Raw genomic sequence first — 17,367 nt, 5'->3', positions numbered from 1 at the left:
CCAGGGAGAACGTCAGTCGTCCCGCTTGTAGCCGCGCAGCAGAAACCACCCGAGCAGGACGGCGCCCACCACCATCACGATCAGCACGACACGGAGCAGATCGCCCGCCCCCTGCTTGTCTGCGGCGCCGGCCGCCTCGGTCAGCCAGTGGGCTGCGGGGATGTGCTCCATGGGGATAGCTCCTTACGGTGTGCTGCCCCATCACGGTATCTCCGCCTACGCTGGATCCCGCTTCGGGGGCTCGGCACTCAGAACATGGGGGAACACATGTCCGACGACAGCCACGAGCAGAACGGGCACGAGAACGTGCCGGGCAGGCAGCGCAGGCGCTTCGAGGGGATCTCCTCCCGGGCGTACGAACACCCGGCGGACCGCTCGGCCCTGGTGGCCCTGCGCAAGCTGAGCGGCTTCGACACGGTCTTCAAGGTGCTCAGCGGTCTGCTGCCCGAGCGCAGTCTGCGGCTGCTGTTCCTGTCCGACTCGGTGCGCGTCTCGGACGCCCAGTTCGCGCACCTCAACGACATGCTGCGGGACGCCTGCCACATCCTGGACCTGGAGAAGGTCCCGCCGATGTACGTCAACCAGGACCCGCAGCCCAACGCGATGTGCATCGGCCTGGACGAGCCGATCATCGTCGTCACCACCGGCCTCGTCGAGCTGCTGGACGAGGAGGAGATGCGGGCGGTCATCGGCCACGAGGTCGGCCACGCGCTCTCCGGCCACGCCGTCTACCGCACGATCCTGCTCTTCCTGACGAACCTGGCGCTCCGGGTCGCCTGGATCCCGCTGGGCAACCTCGCGGTCATGGCGATCGTGACCGCGCTGCGCGAGTGGTTCCGCAAGTCGGAGCTGTCCGCCGACCGCGCCGGGCTTCTGGTCGGCCAGGACCTGCGGGCCTCGATGCGCGGCCTGATGAAGCTCGCGGGCGGCAACCATCTGCACGAGATGAACGTGGACGCGTTCCTCGCGCAGGCCGAGGAGTACGAGGCCGGGGGCGACCTGCGCGACTCCGTGCTCAAGATCCTCAACACGCTCCCCCGCACGCACCCCTTCACCACCGTCCGCGCCGCCGAGCTGAAGAAGTGGGCCGAGTCCCGCGACTACCAGCGGATGATGGACGGTCACTATCCGCGCCGCGACGCGGACAGTGACACCTCGGTCTCCGACTCCTTCCGGCAGTCCGCGGCCAGCTACGCCAGCGATGTGAAGAACTCCAAGGACCCGCTGATGAAGCTGGTCAGCGACATCGCGGGCGGCGCCGGCGACCTCGGCGGCCGGGTACGACGAGGCTTCGGCGGCTTCGCGGGCCCCTCGCCCAAGGACCAGTCGCCGAAGGACCAGTCGCCCAAGGACCAGACCCCGCCCCAGGAGCAGCCGCCCCAGGAAGGGACCCCCGGCGACGAGGCCTGAGCCACCGCTCGGCGCGGAAAGCACGGGAAGCGCGGGAAGCACGGGAAGCGCGGGCTACGAGCGGTCACAGCCTCGGCTGGGCGCTCGTCGCCAGCGACCCGCACAGGGCCGTCGCGCTGCCCGTCGCGTACGGGTCCGTGCCGGCCGGGCCGCCCGCCTTCGCCGTCTGCCCCGCGAGCAGCGGGTGCAGGTGGTTCACCGAGTCCTCGGCGCAGGCGAGCGGCCCGGCCTGCACGTAGGAGACGACCAGCTGGGTCTGGTGCATGCGCAGGTCGTCGTGGTCGAAGCGGAACTGCAGCTCGCGCCGGACGGTGAAGAGCGAGACCTTCGCCTTCCCGTCCGAGCCCGTCGGCCGCAGGGCGTAGACGAAGGTGTGGTCGGCGGTGATCTCCAGGGTGTTCGAGTCGAACTCGGCGGCCTGGAGGGTGCCCTGCACCCGGACCTTGGAGTCGGCGAGTGCGGCACGGGTCGGGTCGAAGCGGACGAGCCAGCCGGTGGGCGCGTGTCGCCCGTCCCCGGCGGGCTGCGCGAAGCTCTGGTCGAATTGGTCGAGTTGCTGCGGGTCGAGCAGGATCCGTACGGGCCGGTTGGTGCTTCCGGTGAGGACGTCCGGGTCGAGCGAGGACTTGACGAGGTAGTCCTTGGCGGTGGTCAGCGCGGCGACGACCTGGCCGTCGGAGAAGTGCGCGGTGCGCCGGGAGGCGGGCAGCGTGATGCCCTCGCCGCCGACACGGAACTGGGCGGCGGGGCTGTGCGCGTACAGCGCCTCGGCGTCGGCCGCCCCGGGTACGGCGGTCACCGGCGAGAGGGGGATCACCGTCATCCGCAGCGGCTCGGCGGGCTGGGCGGCGGGGTTCTCGTAAGGGTGCCGGACGCCCATGTAGATCGCGGTGCCGAAGGCGACGGCGATCAGCACGACGAGGATCAGCGCCTGCCGGGAGAGGCCGCGGCGCAGGGCCGGTCGGCGGCGTACGGCGGGGGCGTGGTCGGTGATGCGCTCCTGCGCCGAGAACTCCTGGAGACGGGCAGCACGGACGAACGACTCGTCGAAGACGACGGATCGGTACTCGTCCTCTCCACCTCCGGGGGCGCCCTCGGGTGTCCCCTCAGGTGGTTCTGCAGGCCCGCCCATACCTTCAGGGTAGGTCTCCGGGAGCCCCGGTAAACGCCGTGGTGCACGACAAGTTCTGACAGGTTCCCACCAGGCCTGCCCAAGGGTCCGGGCCGCGTGCGTCCCGGTGTTCGGGCCGGAGCGGTCAGGGTGTCCGGGGAACCGCCGACATCGCCGGCTGGGAGTGGTCCGCCGAAGCGGAGGGACCGGTGCCGGTGACCTTGTCCTGGCCTTGTCCGACGCCTGTCGACGTGGACGGCGGCACCTGTTCCTGGCGGCCCGAGGAGGTCCCCCGGTAGACCGCCGCGAAGGCCAGCGCGACCATGCCGATGCCCATCACCAGGGCGAGCATCCAGGCGACCGGACGGTGCCAGCGGGCCTGTTTTCCGTAGAGCCTGCCGTACGTTCCCGGCGCGCCGTAGCGGCCTTCGAGGACCTCGGTGTCGTCCAGGTCGTCCAGATCCGGGTCATGGCCGAAATCGCCGTGCTCGTCGGGGTCGAACCCGTCCTCGTAGCGCTCGTCGTCCCCGCGGGTGCGCCGGGTGCGTGCCCGGCGGGCCTCGGCCTCGGAGGCCTCTGCGCGGGCCTGGGCGGCGGCGAGCAGGCGTTCCACCGCGGTCGGCTCGTGGACCACGGCCGCCCGTACGAAGTCCTCGTCGAAGACCACGGAGGCGAACTCTTCGTCCGCACCCCCGCGGTCGCGGTCGTCGTCGGGCTCCCAGCCGTCGGCGAACGGCGTGCCCCCCACGTCCTCCGGCACGGATCCAGAGTAGACCTGGGGGGTCAATTTGGGCAGACGGTATGGAAATTCATCCGCCGGACGAGAAGGTTCCGCAGGGACGGGGTTCAGCGCCGGATGTGCCCGTCGCCCGTGACGATGTACTTGGTGCTCGTCAGCTCCGGCAGCCCCATGGGCCCCCGCGCGTGCAGCTTCTGCGTGGAGATGCCGATCTCGGCGCCGAAGCCGAACTGGCCGCCGTCGGTGAACCGGGTCGAGGCGTTCACCGCGACCGTCGTGGAGTCGACCAACTGGGTGAAGCGGCGGGCGGCCTGCTGCGAGGTGGTGACGATGGCCTCGGTGTGCCCCGAGGTCCACAGCCGGATGTGCTCCACGGCCCTGTCGAGCGAGTCGACGACGGCGGCGGCGATGTCGTACGAGCCGTACTCGGTCTCCCAGTCCTCGGCCGTGGCCTCCACGAGGGCCGCCCTGGAGTCCTTCGCGTACGCCAGCACGCGCTCGTCGGCATGCACGGTGACCCCGGCGTCGGCGAGGGCGTCGAGGGCGCGGGGCAGGAACTCGGGGGCGATGTCCTGGTGGACGAGGAGGGTCTCGGCTGCGTTGCAGACACTGGGCCGCTGGGCCTTGGAGTTGATCAGGATGTCGATCGCCATGTCGAGGTCGGCCTGCGCGTCGACGTACACATGGCAGTTGCCGGTGCCGGTCTCGATGACCGGGACCCTGGACTCCTGGACGACCGTGCGGATCAGGGAGGCGCCGCCGCGCGGGATGAGCACGTCGACCAGGCCGCGGGCGCGCATCAGCTCCTGCACGGACTCACGGCTCTCGCCCGGCACGAGCTGCACGGCGTCGGCGGGCAGCCCTGCGCCGCCCACGGCGTCGCGCAGGACGCGGACGAGGGCGGTGTTCGACTCGTACGCGGAGGACGAGCCGCGCAGCAGCACCGCGTTGCCGGACTTCAGGCAGAGGGCGGCCGCGTCGACGGTGACGTTCGGGCGGGCCTCGTAGATGATCCCGACGACGCCGAGCGGCACCCGGACCTGGCGCAGGTCGATGCCGTTGGGGAGGGTCGAGCCGCGGACGACCTCGCCGACCGGGTCGGGCAGGGCCACCACGTCGCGCACGTCGGAGGCGATCGCGCGCACCCGCTCGGGGCTGAGCGCGAGCCGGTCGATGATGGCCTCGCTGGTCCCGGCCTCGCGGGCCTTCGCGATGTCCTTGGCGTTGGCCGCGACGATCTCGCTCGTACGGACCTCCAGCGCGTCCGCGATGGCGAGCAGCGCGTCGTCCTTCTCGGCCCGCGGCAGGGGCGCGAGGTCGGCGGCGGCGGCCTTGGCGCGGTAGGCGGCCTGGGTGACCGGGGACATCGAGTCGTACGGCGAGAGCGTGGTCATGTCGGCAGCGTAATGCTCCGAACGAGTCCGTCCAGCCGTTGTCCCAAACCGCGAGACACAGGGCGAAGAGGGCTCAAAAGGGATGTACGCCGACGGGGGTGGCCGGCAGCGGCCCGTATCCCTCGGCGATCCGCTGGTGGTAGGTCTCGCGGTCGATGACCTCCAGGCCGACGATCTCCCAGGGCGGCAGCTTGGCGGTCTGCCGGTGCTCGCCCCACAGGCGCAGCGCGACCGCGGCGGCGTCGTGCAGGTCGCGGGCCTCTTCCCAGTAGCGGATCTCCGCGTGGTCGTTCGCGTACCGGCTGGTCAGCAGAAAGGGGTGGTCGTGGGCGAGCTGCTCAAGGCCCCGCCTGACCTCCTTGAGCGGCGCCTCGCCGCCGGAGACGCTCAGCGTGACGTGCCACAGGCGCGGCTGGTCGACGGGCTCCTCGTGCTCGTACGAGTCCCCGGCCGCGACGCTCATCAGGACCCGCTCCTCACCCGCCGGACGGGAGGCACCACCGCGCGACGCGGATCCACCGCGGGACGCCGCCGCCCCAGGGCGCACTCGTCTCACGACGGCCTCCTTTTCGCAATGGTCGTGCCGAAACTCCCTGCAACAAAGTTGAGCAGGTAGGGCGCCCTCGTGTGGTGGTTTTACTGAACGTCCCCCTGGCGGGGGCGCCGGAATCGGCCGTTACGGATGCCCCTGGCGGCCCTTTTGCGGGCGTTTACGGGTGCAGGAGCACGAGGTCGTCCCTGTGTACGACCTCTCGTTCGTACGCCGGGCCCAGCTCGCGCGCCAGCTCCCTGGTGGAGCGGCCGATGAGCTGGGGGATCTCCTTGGCGTCGAAGTTGACCAGCCCGCGGGCCACCGCCCGGCCCGTGCCGTCGCGCAGCTCGACGGGATCGCCCGCGGCGAAGTCCCCCTCGACGGCGGCGATACCGGCGGGCAGCAGCGAGGTGCGCCGTTCGACGACCGCGCGCACCGCGCCGTCGTCCAGGATGAGCGCGCCCTGCGGGGTCGAGGCGTGCTGCAGCCACAGCAGGCGGTCGGCGGAGCGCTTGCCGGTGGGGTGGAAGTACGTGCCCGTGTCGCGGCCCGCCATGGCGTCGGCGGCGTGGACGGCGCTGGTCAGCACCACGGGGATGCCGGCCTCGGTCGCGATCCTGGCCGCCTCGACCTTGGTGACCATGCCGCCGGTGCCGACGCCGGCCTTGCCCGTACTGCCGATCTCGACGTGCGCGAGGTCCTCGGGGCCGCGCACCTGAGCTATCCGCGACGTACCGGGTTTGCTGGGGTCGCCGTCGTACACGCCGTCGACGTCGGAGAGCAGGACCAGCAGGTCGGCGCGGACGAGATGGGCGACGAGGGCCGCGAGGCGGTCGTTGTCGCCGAAGCGGATCTCGTCCGTGGCGACCGTGTCGTTCTCGTTGACGACCGGAAGGGCGCCCATCGCGAGGAGCTTGTCGAGGGTGCGCGAGGCGTTGCGGTGGTGGGCGCGGCGGCTCATGTCGTCGGAGGTGAGCAGCACCTGGCCGACGCGGATGCCGTGGCGGGCGCAGGAGGCGGTGTAGCGGGCGACCAGGAGGCCCTGTCCGACGCTGGCGGCGGCCTGCTGGCGGGCGAGGTCCCGGGGGCGGCGGCGCAGTCCCAGCGGGGCGAGCCCGGCGGCGATGGCGCCGGAGGAGACGAGGACGATCTCGCGCTCTCCTCCGCTGCGGCTCTTGGCGAGGACGTCGACGAGCGCGTCGACACGGTCGGCGTCGAGGCCGCCCGAAGCCGTGGTCAGCGAGGACGAACCCACCTTGACGACGATCCTGTGCGCCTGCGCCACAGCCTGCCTTGCCCCTGCCACCTGCGGTGTGTCCCCTCGTGTCGGTACGCGGCGATCCGGCTCACCCGCACGGCAATCTACGCGAACGGGCAGCGGTGACGCCCGTCGGTCCACTGGGCGGACGGCGGCGCGTGACCACACCCTCACTGCTTGCGCATGCTCACCCTGATCAAGGTGCCGTCGGGCGCGTGTCGTCGAGCGGCCGGTGCGCGTTAACCGGGAGCCCGCCCCGTCAGGTGAGGGCGGGCCCCCGCACACGCCCAGCACCTTGGAGTGACCGCAGTGCCCACACCTCTCCCCCACCGGCAGACCGCGGTGAGAGCGCTCATCACGGCCCTCCTCGCGGCCTCCTTCGCCACCCAGGTCGTCACCGCCCTGCTCCCGCACGCCGTCCTGCTCATCGCCGCGACGGGCACGGGGCTGGTCACCGAGGCCGCGCTGTACCGCTGGCAGCGCTCCATGGCCTCGGCGTTCGCCAAGTCGCACGCGGACGTCACGGTCCGGCAGGTGGTGCGGGACCTCCTGCTCGTGGTGGGCCTGCTCAGGATCGAGGAGCAGGACCAGGAGACCCGCTGCACGCCGCTGCTGGCCGGGCTGCTGCTGTTCTACGTGCTCCACTTCGCGATCCAGGCGGTCTCGCTCCTGGTCCGCCGCACCCGGACCCTGCCGGTGCTGACCCGCAACATCGACGCCTCGGCGCTGCGGCTCTCCCCCGCGCCGCCCGCGCTGCTGCTGCGGCGCCCGGGCCACCGGCTGCCGGTGTTCGGGCTGCCGGCGACGGCCGGGCTGCTGGCGATGGCGGCGACCGACGAGCGGCGGATCGCGGCGGCCGGGATCGCGCTGTCGGTGGGCCTCGCGGCCGTCGGGCTCGGTCAGCTGCTGCTGCGGCTGCTGCCCGGCCGCCGGCCCGCCTGCGAGCAGGAGGTGCTCGACTGGTTCGACGCCTGGCTCGCCGAGTACCGCCCGACCGTCGGCCTCTACTTCTCCGGCGGCGCCTCGTCGGCGTACCAGGCGAACATGTGGCTCCAGCCGCTCGCGCGGCTCGACGGGCGCCCGCTGATCGTCCTGCGCGAACGCTTCATGCTGCAGCGGCTCGCGGCGACGGACATCCCCGTCGTCTGCCTGCCCAGGGTCTCGACGCTGATGCGCCTCGAGCAGTCGACGCTCCAGGTCCTCATCCACCCGTCGAACTCCGGCAAGACCTCGCAGGTGCTGCGCATCCCCTCGATCCTGCACACCTTCGTCAACCACGGCGAGAGCGACAAGCTTTCCTCGTGCAACCCGTACGCGAAGGCGTACGACGAGGTATGGGTGGCCGGACCCGCGGCGCGCGAGCGCTACGCCCTGGCGGACGTCGGCGTGGAGGACAAGGACGTGGTGGAGATCGGCCGACCGCAACTGGACGCGATCCGCCCCGGCGACGGTCCCCCGACCGGCCCGTACACCACCGTCCTGTACGCCCCCACCTGGGAGGGCTGGGACGGCAATCCCGGCAACACGTCGGTCGTCGCGGCCGGCGAGAACCTCGTACGGGAGCTGCTGGCGGACCCCGGCGTACGGCTGCTGTACAAGCCGCATCCGCTGACGGGGTCGGTGGATCCGCGCGCCGGGGCGGCCGACCTTCGCATCCGGGAACTGATCAGGGCGGCGAACCGGCAGCGCGGCAACGAAGCCCCCGCCTCCTCGGCCGGTACGGAACTGGCCGACCGCACCGCCGAGTTGGACCGCCTGACCACGTCGGCCTTCCGCACGAGCGCGGACCACGTCGAGCGGATGCTCCTCCAGTCCGTCCCGCGGCCGGAGCACGCCGAGGCGGTCCGCGCCGCCACGGCCGCCTGGGAGGAGGCCTACTGGGCCTCGCTGCCCGTCGGCGAGCATCAGGTCGTCATGGGCGCACGCCCCACCATCTACGACTGCTTCAACCGCGCCGACCTGCTGATCAGTGATGTGTCGAGTGTGATCTCGGACTACATCGCGAGCGAGAAGCCGTATGCGGTGGCGAACACGAGCGGGCTGCCCGAGGACGCGTTCCGGGAGACCTTCCCGACCGTGCGGGCGGCGACGGTTCTCACGCCGGACGCGTCCGGCGTGCCTGCCCTGCTGGCCGCGGTCCGCGATCCGGGACGGGATGAACTCGCCGGTGCACGGGCCGAGTTGAAGCTGCACCTGCTGGGTCCCGCCGAGCCGTCGTCCCAGGTGCGCTTCAACGCGGCGGCCGAGGCCCTGCACGCGGCGGCCGGGAAGCACCGGGAGCGGGCCGCGCTGCGCATGGCCTCCGGGATCCCGGGGCCGCGGGCGAGCCTGGACACCGCCGGGGCGCAGAGCGCCGCCGTCACGCCGCCCGCAGCGGTCCCAGCACCCTCCGGGCCACCCGCCGCAGGCGCGGGAGAGGGGGCGTCCGGGGCCTGAAGCCCTCGATGGTGACCGTTTCCTGGGTCGTCGGGATGTAGCAGCTGTCCGGTATCCCGGCGGCCGGGTCGCGGAAGTGCGGGTAGCCGAGGTAGGCCTTGCGGCCGCGCGCCTCCAGGTGCACGACGGGGGCCTTCTTCGCCTTCACGAACTCCAGTACGTCGACGAGGAGATCGGCGCGGCCCTGCGCCACCAGGTGCAGCCGCAGCCGCTCGTGCACCTTCAGCCGGCCGGCCACCACCTCGTTCCAGTACGCGTCCATCAGCGGCTTCGCGAGCTCCAGCTTGTGGCGCCGGATCTTCTCGCTCTGCTTCAGGAATCCCGGGCCGAACTGCGGGAGCAGCGTGACGATGAAGGGACGGACCATCAGGCCGTCGCGGCGTGGACCCGCGGGCAGGTGGTCGGCTATCAGGTGCATCAGCGCGCGGGCGGAGTCGAAGCGGTGGGTGTAGTTGCCGCTCTTCGTCGCGTGCTTGCCGTCCTCCCGGCCGACCAGGTAGTAGCACTCGTAGTCGGCGAGCACGGAGACCCCATCGGCGCGGAGGTAGGCCTCCATCGTGAACAGCGCGTCCTCGCCGGTCACCAGCGACTCGTCGAAGATCATTCCGTGCCGGGTCAGCAGGTCGCGCCGGAAGAGCTTCTGCGCGCTGAGCGTGAACTTGATCTTCGACGAGAACACGTCCGTACGGGGCAGGTTCTTGCCCCACATCGACTGCGGCGCACCGCGGTTGACCCCGACGACCTTGCCGAGCACGACGTCCGTGCCGTTCTCGTCGGCCATGGCGACCATGCGCTCCAGAGCTTCCTCGCCGAGGTGGTCATCCGCGTCGAGAAAGAACACGTAGCGTCCGCGCGCCTTGCCGAGGCCCACGTTGCGCGGGCCGCTGGGGCCCCCTGAGTTGGGCTGCCGGAGCACGGTGACGGCCATCGCGGCGCGCTCCGCGAACTCCTCCAGGTACTCCCCCGTACCGTCCGTCGATCCGTCGTCGACGGCTATCACTTCCAGGCGCGACGGATCGAGCGTCTGCGCCTCGACCGACTCCAGGCATTTCACCAGATACGGCATGGCCTCGTACGCCCCGATGACCACACTCACATCAGGCTGTGTGACGGTCACTTCTTCCCCCTAGTCATGGAACATTTCCCCCGTATCACCTCAATCGCTACCTGGAAGACGGTTGGACATACGTACTGGTTGCCTATGCGTACTCAAATGGTGAGGCAGGTCACAGATCACCTTCGAGCGACAAAAGGGCCCGGGTTCCGAGGAGTTCTCCTCGGAAACCGGGCCCTTTCGCAGGTCCGGGCGGATCAGCCCGTGATCACGTCGGCCTCCGCCGCCGTCGCGTCGTCGGCGACCGCCGCCGAGGTGGCGGCCTCCGCGTCCACGGCGCCCGTGTCCTGGCCGAGGTTGCGCGTCTCGGCCTTCTGCGCGAGCTGCTGCACCGCGGTGTTGAACTGGACGATCGAGGTCGGCTCGTCCGGGCCGAGCAGGTACTGCTTCAGCTCCTGGCGGTCGACGCCCAGCGGGTCGGCCGACGGGTCGCGGACCGCGTCCAGCAGCCCGCCCAGCTCGGCCGCGCTGTTGGAGAGGATCACGGCGGCGCGCACCGCGGTGTTCTGCCGCTTGAACTCCTCGACGCCCAGCTCGGCGGAGTCCGTGACCGCGTACGGCTTGCCGCTCGCGATGAAGTCCGAGACCACGCTGGAGATGTCGGAGACCATCGCGTCGGAGACGTTGAAGCAGTCGTACAGCCGCGGCTCGGCGCCTGTGATGACCCGGTGCTCCCAGACGGGGAAGGAGCGCCAGTAGGCGTCGTTCCACTCGGCGCGCAGCCGGGCGACCTCGGCGTGCTTGGCCGCGTCGACCAGGCCGTCGCGGGTGGCCTCGGCCTCGTCGCCCTTCTCGGCGGAGCCGGACAGCTCGGCGATGCGGGCCTCGACGCGCGTCAGGTCGGCCTTGGCCTGCGTCTGGGCTGCGGCGTCGGCACCGAAGGCCGGGTCGGCGGCGCGTGCGGCGGCGGCCTTCTCGACCAGCGCGGTGATCCGCAGGTGCGCGGCCTTGGCCTCGGCGCTGCGGGTGCCGGTGAACGGGTGCGGCTTGTACAGGACGCGGACCGGCGGTTCGGCGTTGACCAGGTCCCGCACGATGTTCTCGCCCGCCAGCAGGATGGAGGTGTTGCCGGGGTTGTCGTCCCAGCCCTCCCAGGTGGGCGCGTACAGGACCGTGGCGATGCGGCCCTCGGGCACGCCCTGCCAGGTCTGGATCGGGGCGAGCTGTGGGCGGCCGACCTCGACGATGTCGTCGTCCCGGACGCCGACGTCCGCTATGGCGTAGCGGTCGCGGCCGGCGCGGCCGGCGGTCCACACCTCGTCGTAGACCTTGCTGTACGGGTTGACGCTGGCGAGCTTGTCGCTGTCGCCGTGGCCGATGAAGACGTGCTTCATGGTCGGGACGCGCAGCAGGTGGATGTTCTTGCCGACGTTCGCCGCGTACAGCGCGACGCGCACGGTGGAGAGGTCCATGTTCATCAGGTGCACCCCTCCGGGCACGCAGATGACGGGGACCGTGGTGGGCGCCATGTTGTTCAGGATGGCGCGCTCGCGCAGGATGATCAGCGGCCGGGTGTCCAGCTGCTCCATCGTCTCCAGCCACATGTTGACCTGGTACGCCGAGTCCTTGGAGCCGGAGAAGTACAGCACCGTCTCCGGCTGGTAGGTGCCCAGCCAGTCGTCGACGGCGGCGAGGACGCGCTCCGCGTTCGGCGGGATCTTGCTGCCGCGGACGTACGGCACGAGTGCGCCGACGTAGACCGTCCCGAGGACCAGCGTGACGCCGATGCCGATGAAGCCGGCCACGGCCGAGTCGGTCAGGCCGGAGATCAGCAGGCCCGTGACCGCCGCGAGGTCGAGGTGGAGCATCTTCTCCGCGGAGCGGTACAGCAGGCGGCGCGGCGGGGCGTCCGGGATGCGCACCCGGGAGGCCAGATCGACGTTGCGGGTGGCGACCGGCATCCGGCGGCGGTTGCGGATCAGCTGCACCAGCGCGCCGTGCGGGGCCTGCAGGCCGTAGGAGGCGATGAAGCAGGCGATGGCCCCGTAGAAGATCAGGCCGTCGGAGAGGGAGAGCCGGGCCAGCAGCAGGACCAGCAGCAGCTGCCGGATCAGGAAGCGGATGGAGAGACCGGCCCGCACCTTGCTCAGGCGGTTGATCAGGTAGCTGCCCTTGCGGTGCAGATAGTGATCCGCCAGGTACGTCACTGCGGCGGCGGCCGCGAAGGCGGGAACGCTCGGGACGAGCGCGGCCAGCATGAGCGCGGGGAAGCCCAGGATCATGAGGGCCGCCGCGGCCAGCTGAGCCGCACTGCCCACCCGGGCAACGCGTATAGCGGTGGAAATCACGGAGAAACCTGCTCTTGAGGGGTGGGTGCCGGTTTTCGCACCGAAAACCCTTGGAAAGAACCTGAAAAGGTCCTGAAAGGGCCTTGTGTGCGATCTGCGATTTTACGGATTCAGGCCTCTGCGAATGCGTGATGAACACGCAGCCACAGAGGCCTGAATGACGGAAAGCTATTCTCCGCTAATTATGCCATGCCGTCCTGGCGGTCCAGCACGGAGGCCAGCGCCGCCTCGAAGCCGGAGGCCTTGCCGGCGCCCGCCGTCGGGTCCTGCTGGCGTACGTCGATGACGTGTCCGGTCAGCTCGGAGAGCAGGACGTCGAGCGAGGTGCGCGCGACGGCCTCGGAGGAGAGCAGGCTGCCCGCGGGCTCCTGGCCGAAGGCCTTGGTGCGCATCGGGGTGGCCGTGCGCTCCGGGTTGATGCAGTTGACGCGGATGCCGTCGCCGGCCCACTCGTCGGACAGGGCCTGGGTCAGGTTGACCATGGCGGCCTTGGTCGAGGAGTACAGGCTGTACTCGGCGCGGCCGCGGGTGTAGCTGCTGGAGGTGTACAGGAGCAGCTGCCCCTTGGTCTCGGCCAGGTACTTGTACGAGGAGCGGGCGATCTGCACCGGCGCGAGGTAGTTGACCTTCAGCGCTTCCTCGATGGTCGCGTTGTCCGTCTCGGCGAGCTTGCCGATGCGCAGGACGCCGGCGGTGTTGATCACGTAGTCGATGCGCCCGGTCTCGGCGTACGCCTGGGACAGCGCGTCGTCGACCTCCTCCGGGTTCTCGACGTGCGTGCCCGTGGTGGAGCGGCCCAGCGCGTAGGTCTTGGCGCCGAAGCTCTCGGCCAGCTCGGCGATGTCCTTGCCGATGCCGTACGAGCCGCCGAAGACCACCAGGGTCTTGCCGGTGAGCAGCTCGCGGTAGGCGGCCTCGTCGGCCTGCTCGGGCGCGGCCGTGGAGGCGAGCTGGAAGAGCTTGTCGGCGATGAAGACGTCGACCGGCTGGGTGACCTTCATGTTGTACTCGTCGCCCGCGACGACGTGGATCGGCACGTCCGGCAGGTACTTGAGCACGACGGAGCAGTCGTCGGTGGCCTGGAAGTTCGGGTCGCCGGCGGCGACCTCGTAGGCGCGGCGGATCGTGGACAGCTTGAACGCCTGGGGCGTCTGGCCGCGGCGCAGCCGGGAGCGGTCCGGGATCTCGGTGATGAACTCGCCGTCCTCGCCGTGCGTGCGGGTCACGATGATCGTGTCCGCGGACGGGATGGCGACGTCGACGGCCTGGTAGCGGTCGAGCGCGGCGACACAGTCGTCGATCACGCGCTGCGACAGCAGGGGGCGCACGGCGTCGTGGAAGAGGACCTTGCGGTCCTCGCCCTCGGCCAGACCCTCGCCGAGGGCCGCGATGGCGCGCTCGGTGGTCTCGTTCCGCGTCGAGCCGCCCTCGATGATCCGGGTGACCTTGGTGAAGCCCGCCTTGGCGACGATCTTCTCGATGTCCGGCACATAGCCCGGGGCCATCAGCACGATGATGTCGTCGATCGAGTCCGCGTGCTCGAAGGTGGTCAGCGTGTGCTCGATGACCGCCTTGCCGGCGATCTTCAGCAGCTGCTTCGGAATCGACAGACCCACGCGCTGACCGGTGCCGCCAGCCAGGATCACTGCGGTGGTGCGGGGCTTGGCTATGTGCTCAGACACAGGTGACCTACCTTGGGACGTCAGGGAACCCGAGAATGGTCCCACTTTCGGTTACTGCAGTGCAAGGTGAGCGCCCTCTGCTGCATATGTGCGGGACACCGGTTATTCACCTTGCACGCTGGAGCAATGCCGTGACGCCGGACCGAAATGTCCAGGTTGCTGTGAGTAACCGCACACGCTGATCACACACCTGCACCCCCATTCCACGCCGAGTCACTTTCCGGTCACACCTTTCACCCGCAAGAAGACGCGGGAGGACGCGGGAGGGGGTGAGTCCGTCCGGGTGCGTGCCCGGACGGACTCACGTCCGCCTCAGCCGCCGGAGGGCCCGGTGACCGAGGACCCTGACGAGTTCCCCGGAAGGGGTCTGGTGAACGGTCCGTACGGCGGACGGCCGCAGGGGCACCTCCGCCGCCATGGCGAGCGCCCCGTACAGGGCCTGGGCGGCCACCTCCGGGGCGATCGCCAGGGTGTCGGGCGCCTCCCCCCGGCCGGGGTCGGGGCTCACGGCGGGGGGCGGCGTGGAGAGCAGCGCCGGGTTTCCGAGGACCCGTACGCCCATGGTGGTGATACGGCCGGCCATTTCCGCGCCGATGCCGGCGGCCGCCTCCAGCGCCCACAGCGGGGTGACGATCCTCGCGTCGTCCGGTGCGGGGCGGCAGGTGTTCTTCATATGCATGACGGCGCCATTGCGCACCAGCTTGGAATACAGCTCGTCGGGCAGGCCGTTTCCGCGGAACTCCGTGTTCAGCCGCCGCAGCATTTCCGTTTCGGCGAGCGTGAGGGAACGGTTGGCGGTGTCCGGCACCGGCACCAGGAGACCGCCCGGGAGACCGAGAAGGGCTTCGAAGGTGCGCATGAGACCGTCACGGTCGCGGTCGTCGACCACGACGACCGTGATGTTCTCCGGCCCGACGACACGTGACCAGCGCTCGACCAGCCGGTCGTGGCGGTGGCGCCGCCAGAAGCTGGGGTTCGGCTTCTCGTACGGCGCCTTGCGCAGCATGTGGTCGAGCCACTCCTCGTAGCCCATGCGCAGTCCGTTCTGCACGTACTGCTGCCACTGCGAGGGCATGATCCGGGCCAGCGGGCGCAGCGTGACCAGGACGTGCACGCGGTCGCGGCCGAGGTCGTCCGCGATACGGGCGATGGTGTCGTCGTCGGGCGCGTCCGCGAAGAACTCGCTGCTGATCACCGAGGCGCGCCGCCCGGTGGCGCGCACCAGCTCCGTCAGCTGCCGCCAGTGCCCCTCGGTCGGCTCGGTGTCGCCCATCATGCCGGGGCGGGCGCAGACCGCGAGGGCGGCCTCCATGGGGTGCCTGCTGCGGGCCGGGAAGACCACGCCGTGCGGGACCATCGCGTCCTTCGCGGCGAACAGCGCGCCCTGGATCGACGTCGTCCCGGTCTTGTGCGGCCCGATGTGCAGGAGGCGGGTACCCGCGGGCAGCGCGGCGGGGGCGGTCCCGGCGGCTGCCGGGCGGGGTGTCGAACAGTCGGTCTCCATGGTCACGGGACGCTAGATCTCACACCTGAGTCTTACCTGAAAACGCTCTGGGACTCGGATGAGTGCCTTGGGTGCCATGAGTCCCGGAGCGTTTCCGTACGACGAGTGCGGCGGATGCGGCGTCTACTGCAACTACTGCGTCACACCAGGCGTACGCCGGGCTTCCCCGCCTCGACCCGCAGCCGGGCCAGCGTGCTGGAGCCGGCGTCCGGTCGCAGCACGGTGTCGGCGACGCGGACCTGGGCGTCGATGCCGTCGCGCCGGATGTCGAAGAGGTGGTAGCCGCGGTGGGCGTCGATGAGCTTCCAGTGCGGGTTGTCCGGCATCCGGGCGTCCCACTCGGCGTGGAAGGCGGCCTGGTCCTGGTCGCCGTTGCTGGAGATGGAGGTGCCGACGAACTCGGCGCCGACCACGCCGGAGTCCGGGTCCGCGTAGTCCCGCTTGAGGTCGCTGACCATCGTGAGGTGGCGGTCGCCGGAGAGCACCACGGGGTTGCGGATGCTCGTGAACTCGTCGAGGAGGGCGTTGCGTTCGGCCTGGTAGCCGTCCCAGGCGTCGTAGTACCAGAGCTTGCCGTCGCCGATCTGCAGGTCGGTCTCGGCCATCATGATCTGCGAGGCGATCAGGTTCCAGCGGGTCGGCGACTTGTGCAGCCCGTCGAGCAGCCACTCCTTCTGGTCGGCGCCGAGCATGGTGAGCGTGGGGTCCTGGGCGCCCGCCTGGCCGGTCGCCTGGTCGCTGCGGAACTGCCGGGTGTCCAGGACGTTGAGGCGAGCGAGGCGGCCGAAGTCCAGGCGCCGGTACATCTGGATGTGCGGGCCGTTGGGGACCGCGCTCGCACGGACCGGCATGTGCTCGTAGTACGCCTGGTAGGCGGCGGTCAGCCGGGCCACGAAGGCGTCGTGCGACTGCTTGGCGGGGTCCTGCGGGATCTCGCCCGCGAAGTCGTTGTCGACCTCGTGGTCGTCGAAGGTGACCACCCAGGGTGCGGCCGCGTGCATCGCCGCCAGGTGCGGGTCGGTGCGGTACTGGGCGTAGCGGTTGCGGTACTGGACGAGGGTGTACGGCTCGTCGCTGCCCTCGTGGACGCGGGCGCCGGTGGTGGCGGGCTTGGACTCGTAGATGTAGTCGCCGACGAACAGGACGACGTCCGGGTCCTGGTCGAGCATGTCGGCGTACGGGGTGAAGTAGCCGTGCTGCCAGTTCTGGCAGGAGGCGAGGGCGACGCGCAGGGTGCCGCCGGGGCTGCGGGGGTGCGGGGCGGTGCGGGTGCGGCCGGCCGGCGAGAGCTGTCCGGCCGTGCGGAAGCGGTACCAGTACGCGCGGTCGGGGCGCAGTCCGCGGACGTCGACGTGGACGCTGTGGCCGAGTTCGGGGCGCGCCGGGGCGACACCGCGGCGCACCGTCTTTCTGAAACGGCCGTCCTCTGCGATCTCCCACTCCACGGTCACCACACGGTCGGGCATGCCGCCCCCGTTCAGCGGATCGGGGGCGAGCCGGGTCCACAGCACGATCCCGTCGGGCAGCGGGTCACCGGAGGCGACGCCGAGGCTGAACACACCGTCGGGCAGCGGGGTCTCGGCGGCGCGGGCGGACGTCGGCAGCCAGAGCTGGGCCGAGGCGGCGGCGCCGAGCACCGCGGCTCCGGCGGTGAGAAAGCGGCGTCGATCGCGTGAGACTGCTCCGGTCATCGGTGAACTCCCTTGCGTCGGTTGCCTCTTGGACATCAGGAGGCTCACACGGCGCAGCGGCCCGCCCCCTGAACGGAATACGTCACGGGCATGACAAATAGGCAGACAAAGGCGGACCCGCCGCGGCAGGGGACACAGCCCTGCCGCGACGGGTCGGACAGACGGTCGACGCGTCCGACAGACGGTCAGCGGGCCTGAGGGACGGTCA

At 70.8% G+C, this 17,367-nt stretch carries 13 protein-coding genes; 2 read left to right on the top strand and 11 right to left on the bottom strand.

Features of this window, described 5'->3' with window-relative positions; all coding sequences use genetic code 11:
* Nucleotides 1–12 precede the first annotated feature (12 nt).
* Complete coding sequence (locus tag ACN6LB_RS08180; RefSeq protein ID WP_356139551.1) at nucleotides 13–171, bottom strand: hypothetical protein; 159 nt, start codon at nucleotides 169–171, stop codon at nucleotides 13–15.
* A gap of 96 nt (nucleotides 172–267) precedes the next feature.
* Between ACN6LB_RS08180 and ACN6LB_RS08175 the strand changes: the two genes are divergently transcribed.
* Nucleotides 268–1,410 carry a M48 family metallopeptidase gene (locus ACN6LB_RS08175; RefSeq protein WP_445025184.1) on the top strand — a complete coding sequence of 381 codons (1,143 nt, stop codon included), beginning with the start codon at nucleotides 268–270 and terminating at the stop codon, nucleotides 1,408–1,410.
* 64 nt (nucleotides 1,411–1,474) lie between these two features.
* On the opposite strand, the gene ACN6LB_RS08170 is transcribed toward ACN6LB_RS08175, so the two are convergent.
* From ACN6LB_RS08170 to proB, 5 genes are all read right to left on the bottom strand, one after another.
* A complete protein-coding gene (locus ACN6LB_RS08170; RefSeq protein WP_356139555.1) occupies nucleotides 1,475–2,542 on the bottom strand; it encodes an SCO2583 family membrane protein in 1,068 nt (355 codons plus the stop codon).
* Nucleotides 2,543–2,666: 124 nt separating this feature from the next.
* Complete coding sequence (locus ACN6LB_RS08165) at nucleotides 2,667–3,281, bottom strand: SCO2584 family spore wall biosynthesis protein (protein WP_356139557.1); 615 nt, start codon at nucleotides 3,279–3,281, stop codon at nucleotides 2,667–2,669.
* Nucleotides 3,282–3,367: 86 nt separating this feature from the next.
* Nucleotides 3,368–4,654, bottom strand: a complete 1,287-nt coding sequence (locus ACN6LB_RS08160) for a glutamate-5-semialdehyde dehydrogenase (RefSeq protein ID WP_445025183.1) — start codon at nucleotides 4,652–4,654, stop codon at nucleotides 3,368–3,370.
* A 73-nt stretch (nucleotides 4,655–4,727) separates the two neighbouring features.
* Complete coding sequence (locus tag ACN6LB_RS08155) at nucleotides 4,728–5,201, bottom strand: hypothetical protein (protein WP_356139589.1); 474 nt, start codon at nucleotides 5,199–5,201, stop codon at nucleotides 4,728–4,730.
* Between the two features lie 163 nt (nucleotides 5,202–5,364).
* A complete protein-coding gene (gene proB / locus ACN6LB_RS08150) occupies nucleotides 5,365–6,471 on the bottom strand; it encodes a glutamate 5-kinase (RefSeq protein WP_356139561.1) in 1,107 nt (368 codons plus the stop codon).
* Nucleotides 6,472–6,753: 282 nt separating this feature from the next.
* Here proB and ACN6LB_RS08145 point away from each other — a divergent pair, with 282 nt between their 5' ends.
* Nucleotides 6,754–8,880 (top strand): hypothetical protein, encoded by a 2,127-nt coding sequence (locus ACN6LB_RS08145; protein ID WP_445025182.1) that lies wholly within the window; start codon nucleotides 6,754–6,756, stop codon nucleotides 8,878–8,880.
* Here ACN6LB_RS08145 and ACN6LB_RS08140 read toward each other — a convergent pair.
* The 5 genes from ACN6LB_RS08140 to ACN6LB_RS08120 all read right to left on the bottom strand — a co-directional run bounded on the left by ACN6LB_RS08140 (nucleotide 8,804) and on the right by ACN6LB_RS08120 (nucleotide 17,159).
* Nucleotides 8,804–9,997, bottom strand: coding sequence for a glycosyltransferase family 2 protein (locus ACN6LB_RS08140; protein WP_445025181.1), 1,194 nt, complete (start codon nucleotides 9,995–9,997; stop codon nucleotides 8,804–8,806). The genes ACN6LB_RS08145 and ACN6LB_RS08140 overlap by 77 nt on opposite strands.
* Nucleotides 9,998–10,191: 194 nt before the next feature.
* On the bottom strand, nucleotides 10,192–12,282 hold the full coding sequence (locus ACN6LB_RS08135) for a hypothetical protein (protein WP_445025180.1): 2,091 nt from the start codon (nucleotides 12,280–12,282) through the stop codon (nucleotides 10,192–10,194).
* Between the two features lie 182 nt (nucleotides 12,283–12,464).
* Nucleotides 12,465–13,964 (bottom strand): D-ribitol-5-phosphate cytidylyltransferase, encoded by a 1,500-nt coding sequence (locus tag ACN6LB_RS08130; protein WP_445025179.1) that lies wholly within the window; start codon nucleotides 13,962–13,964, stop codon nucleotides 12,465–12,467.
* A 301-nt stretch (nucleotides 13,965–14,265) separates the two neighbouring features.
* A complete protein-coding gene (locus tag ACN6LB_RS08125) occupies nucleotides 14,266–15,468 on the bottom strand; it encodes a hypothetical protein (RefSeq protein WP_445025178.1) in 1,203 nt (400 codons plus the stop codon).
* A gap of 140 nt (nucleotides 15,469–15,608) precedes the next feature.
* Nucleotides 15,609–17,159, bottom strand: coding sequence for an alkaline phosphatase D family protein (locus tag ACN6LB_RS08120; protein WP_445025177.1), 1,551 nt, complete (start codon nucleotides 17,157–17,159; stop codon nucleotides 15,609–15,611).
* Between the last annotated feature and the right edge of the window lie 208 nt (nucleotides 17,160–17,367).

This window comes from Streptomyces sp. SAS_270 (assembly GCF_052543295.1).
Note: the sequence above shows the minus strand (reverse complement) of the source record. Positions and strands in the feature narration are given on the sequence as shown.

Coding starts and splice junctions, on each gene's coding strand:
- ACN6LB_RS08180 (WP_356139551.1), bottom strand. CDS start 171: ATGGAGCACATCCCCGCAGCCCACTGGCTGACCGAGGCGGCCGGCGCC.
- ACN6LB_RS08175 (WP_445025184.1), top strand. CDS start 268: ATGTCCGACGACAGCCACGAGCAGAACGGGCACGAGAACGTGCCGGGC.
- ACN6LB_RS08170 (WP_356139555.1), bottom strand. CDS start 2,542: ATGGGCGGGCCTGCAGAACCACCTGAGGGGACACCCGAGGGCGCCCCC.
- ACN6LB_RS08160 (WP_445025183.1), bottom strand. CDS start 4,654: ATGACCACGCTCTCGCCGTACGACTCGATGTCCCCGGTCACCCAGGCC.
- ACN6LB_RS08125 (WP_445025178.1), bottom strand. CDS start 15,468: ATGGAGACCGACTGTTCGACACCCCGCCCGGCAGCCGCCGGGACCGCC.
- ACN6LB_RS08120 (WP_445025177.1), bottom strand. CDS start 17,159: ATGACCGGAGCAGTCTCACGCGATCGACGCCGCTTTCTCACCGCCGGA.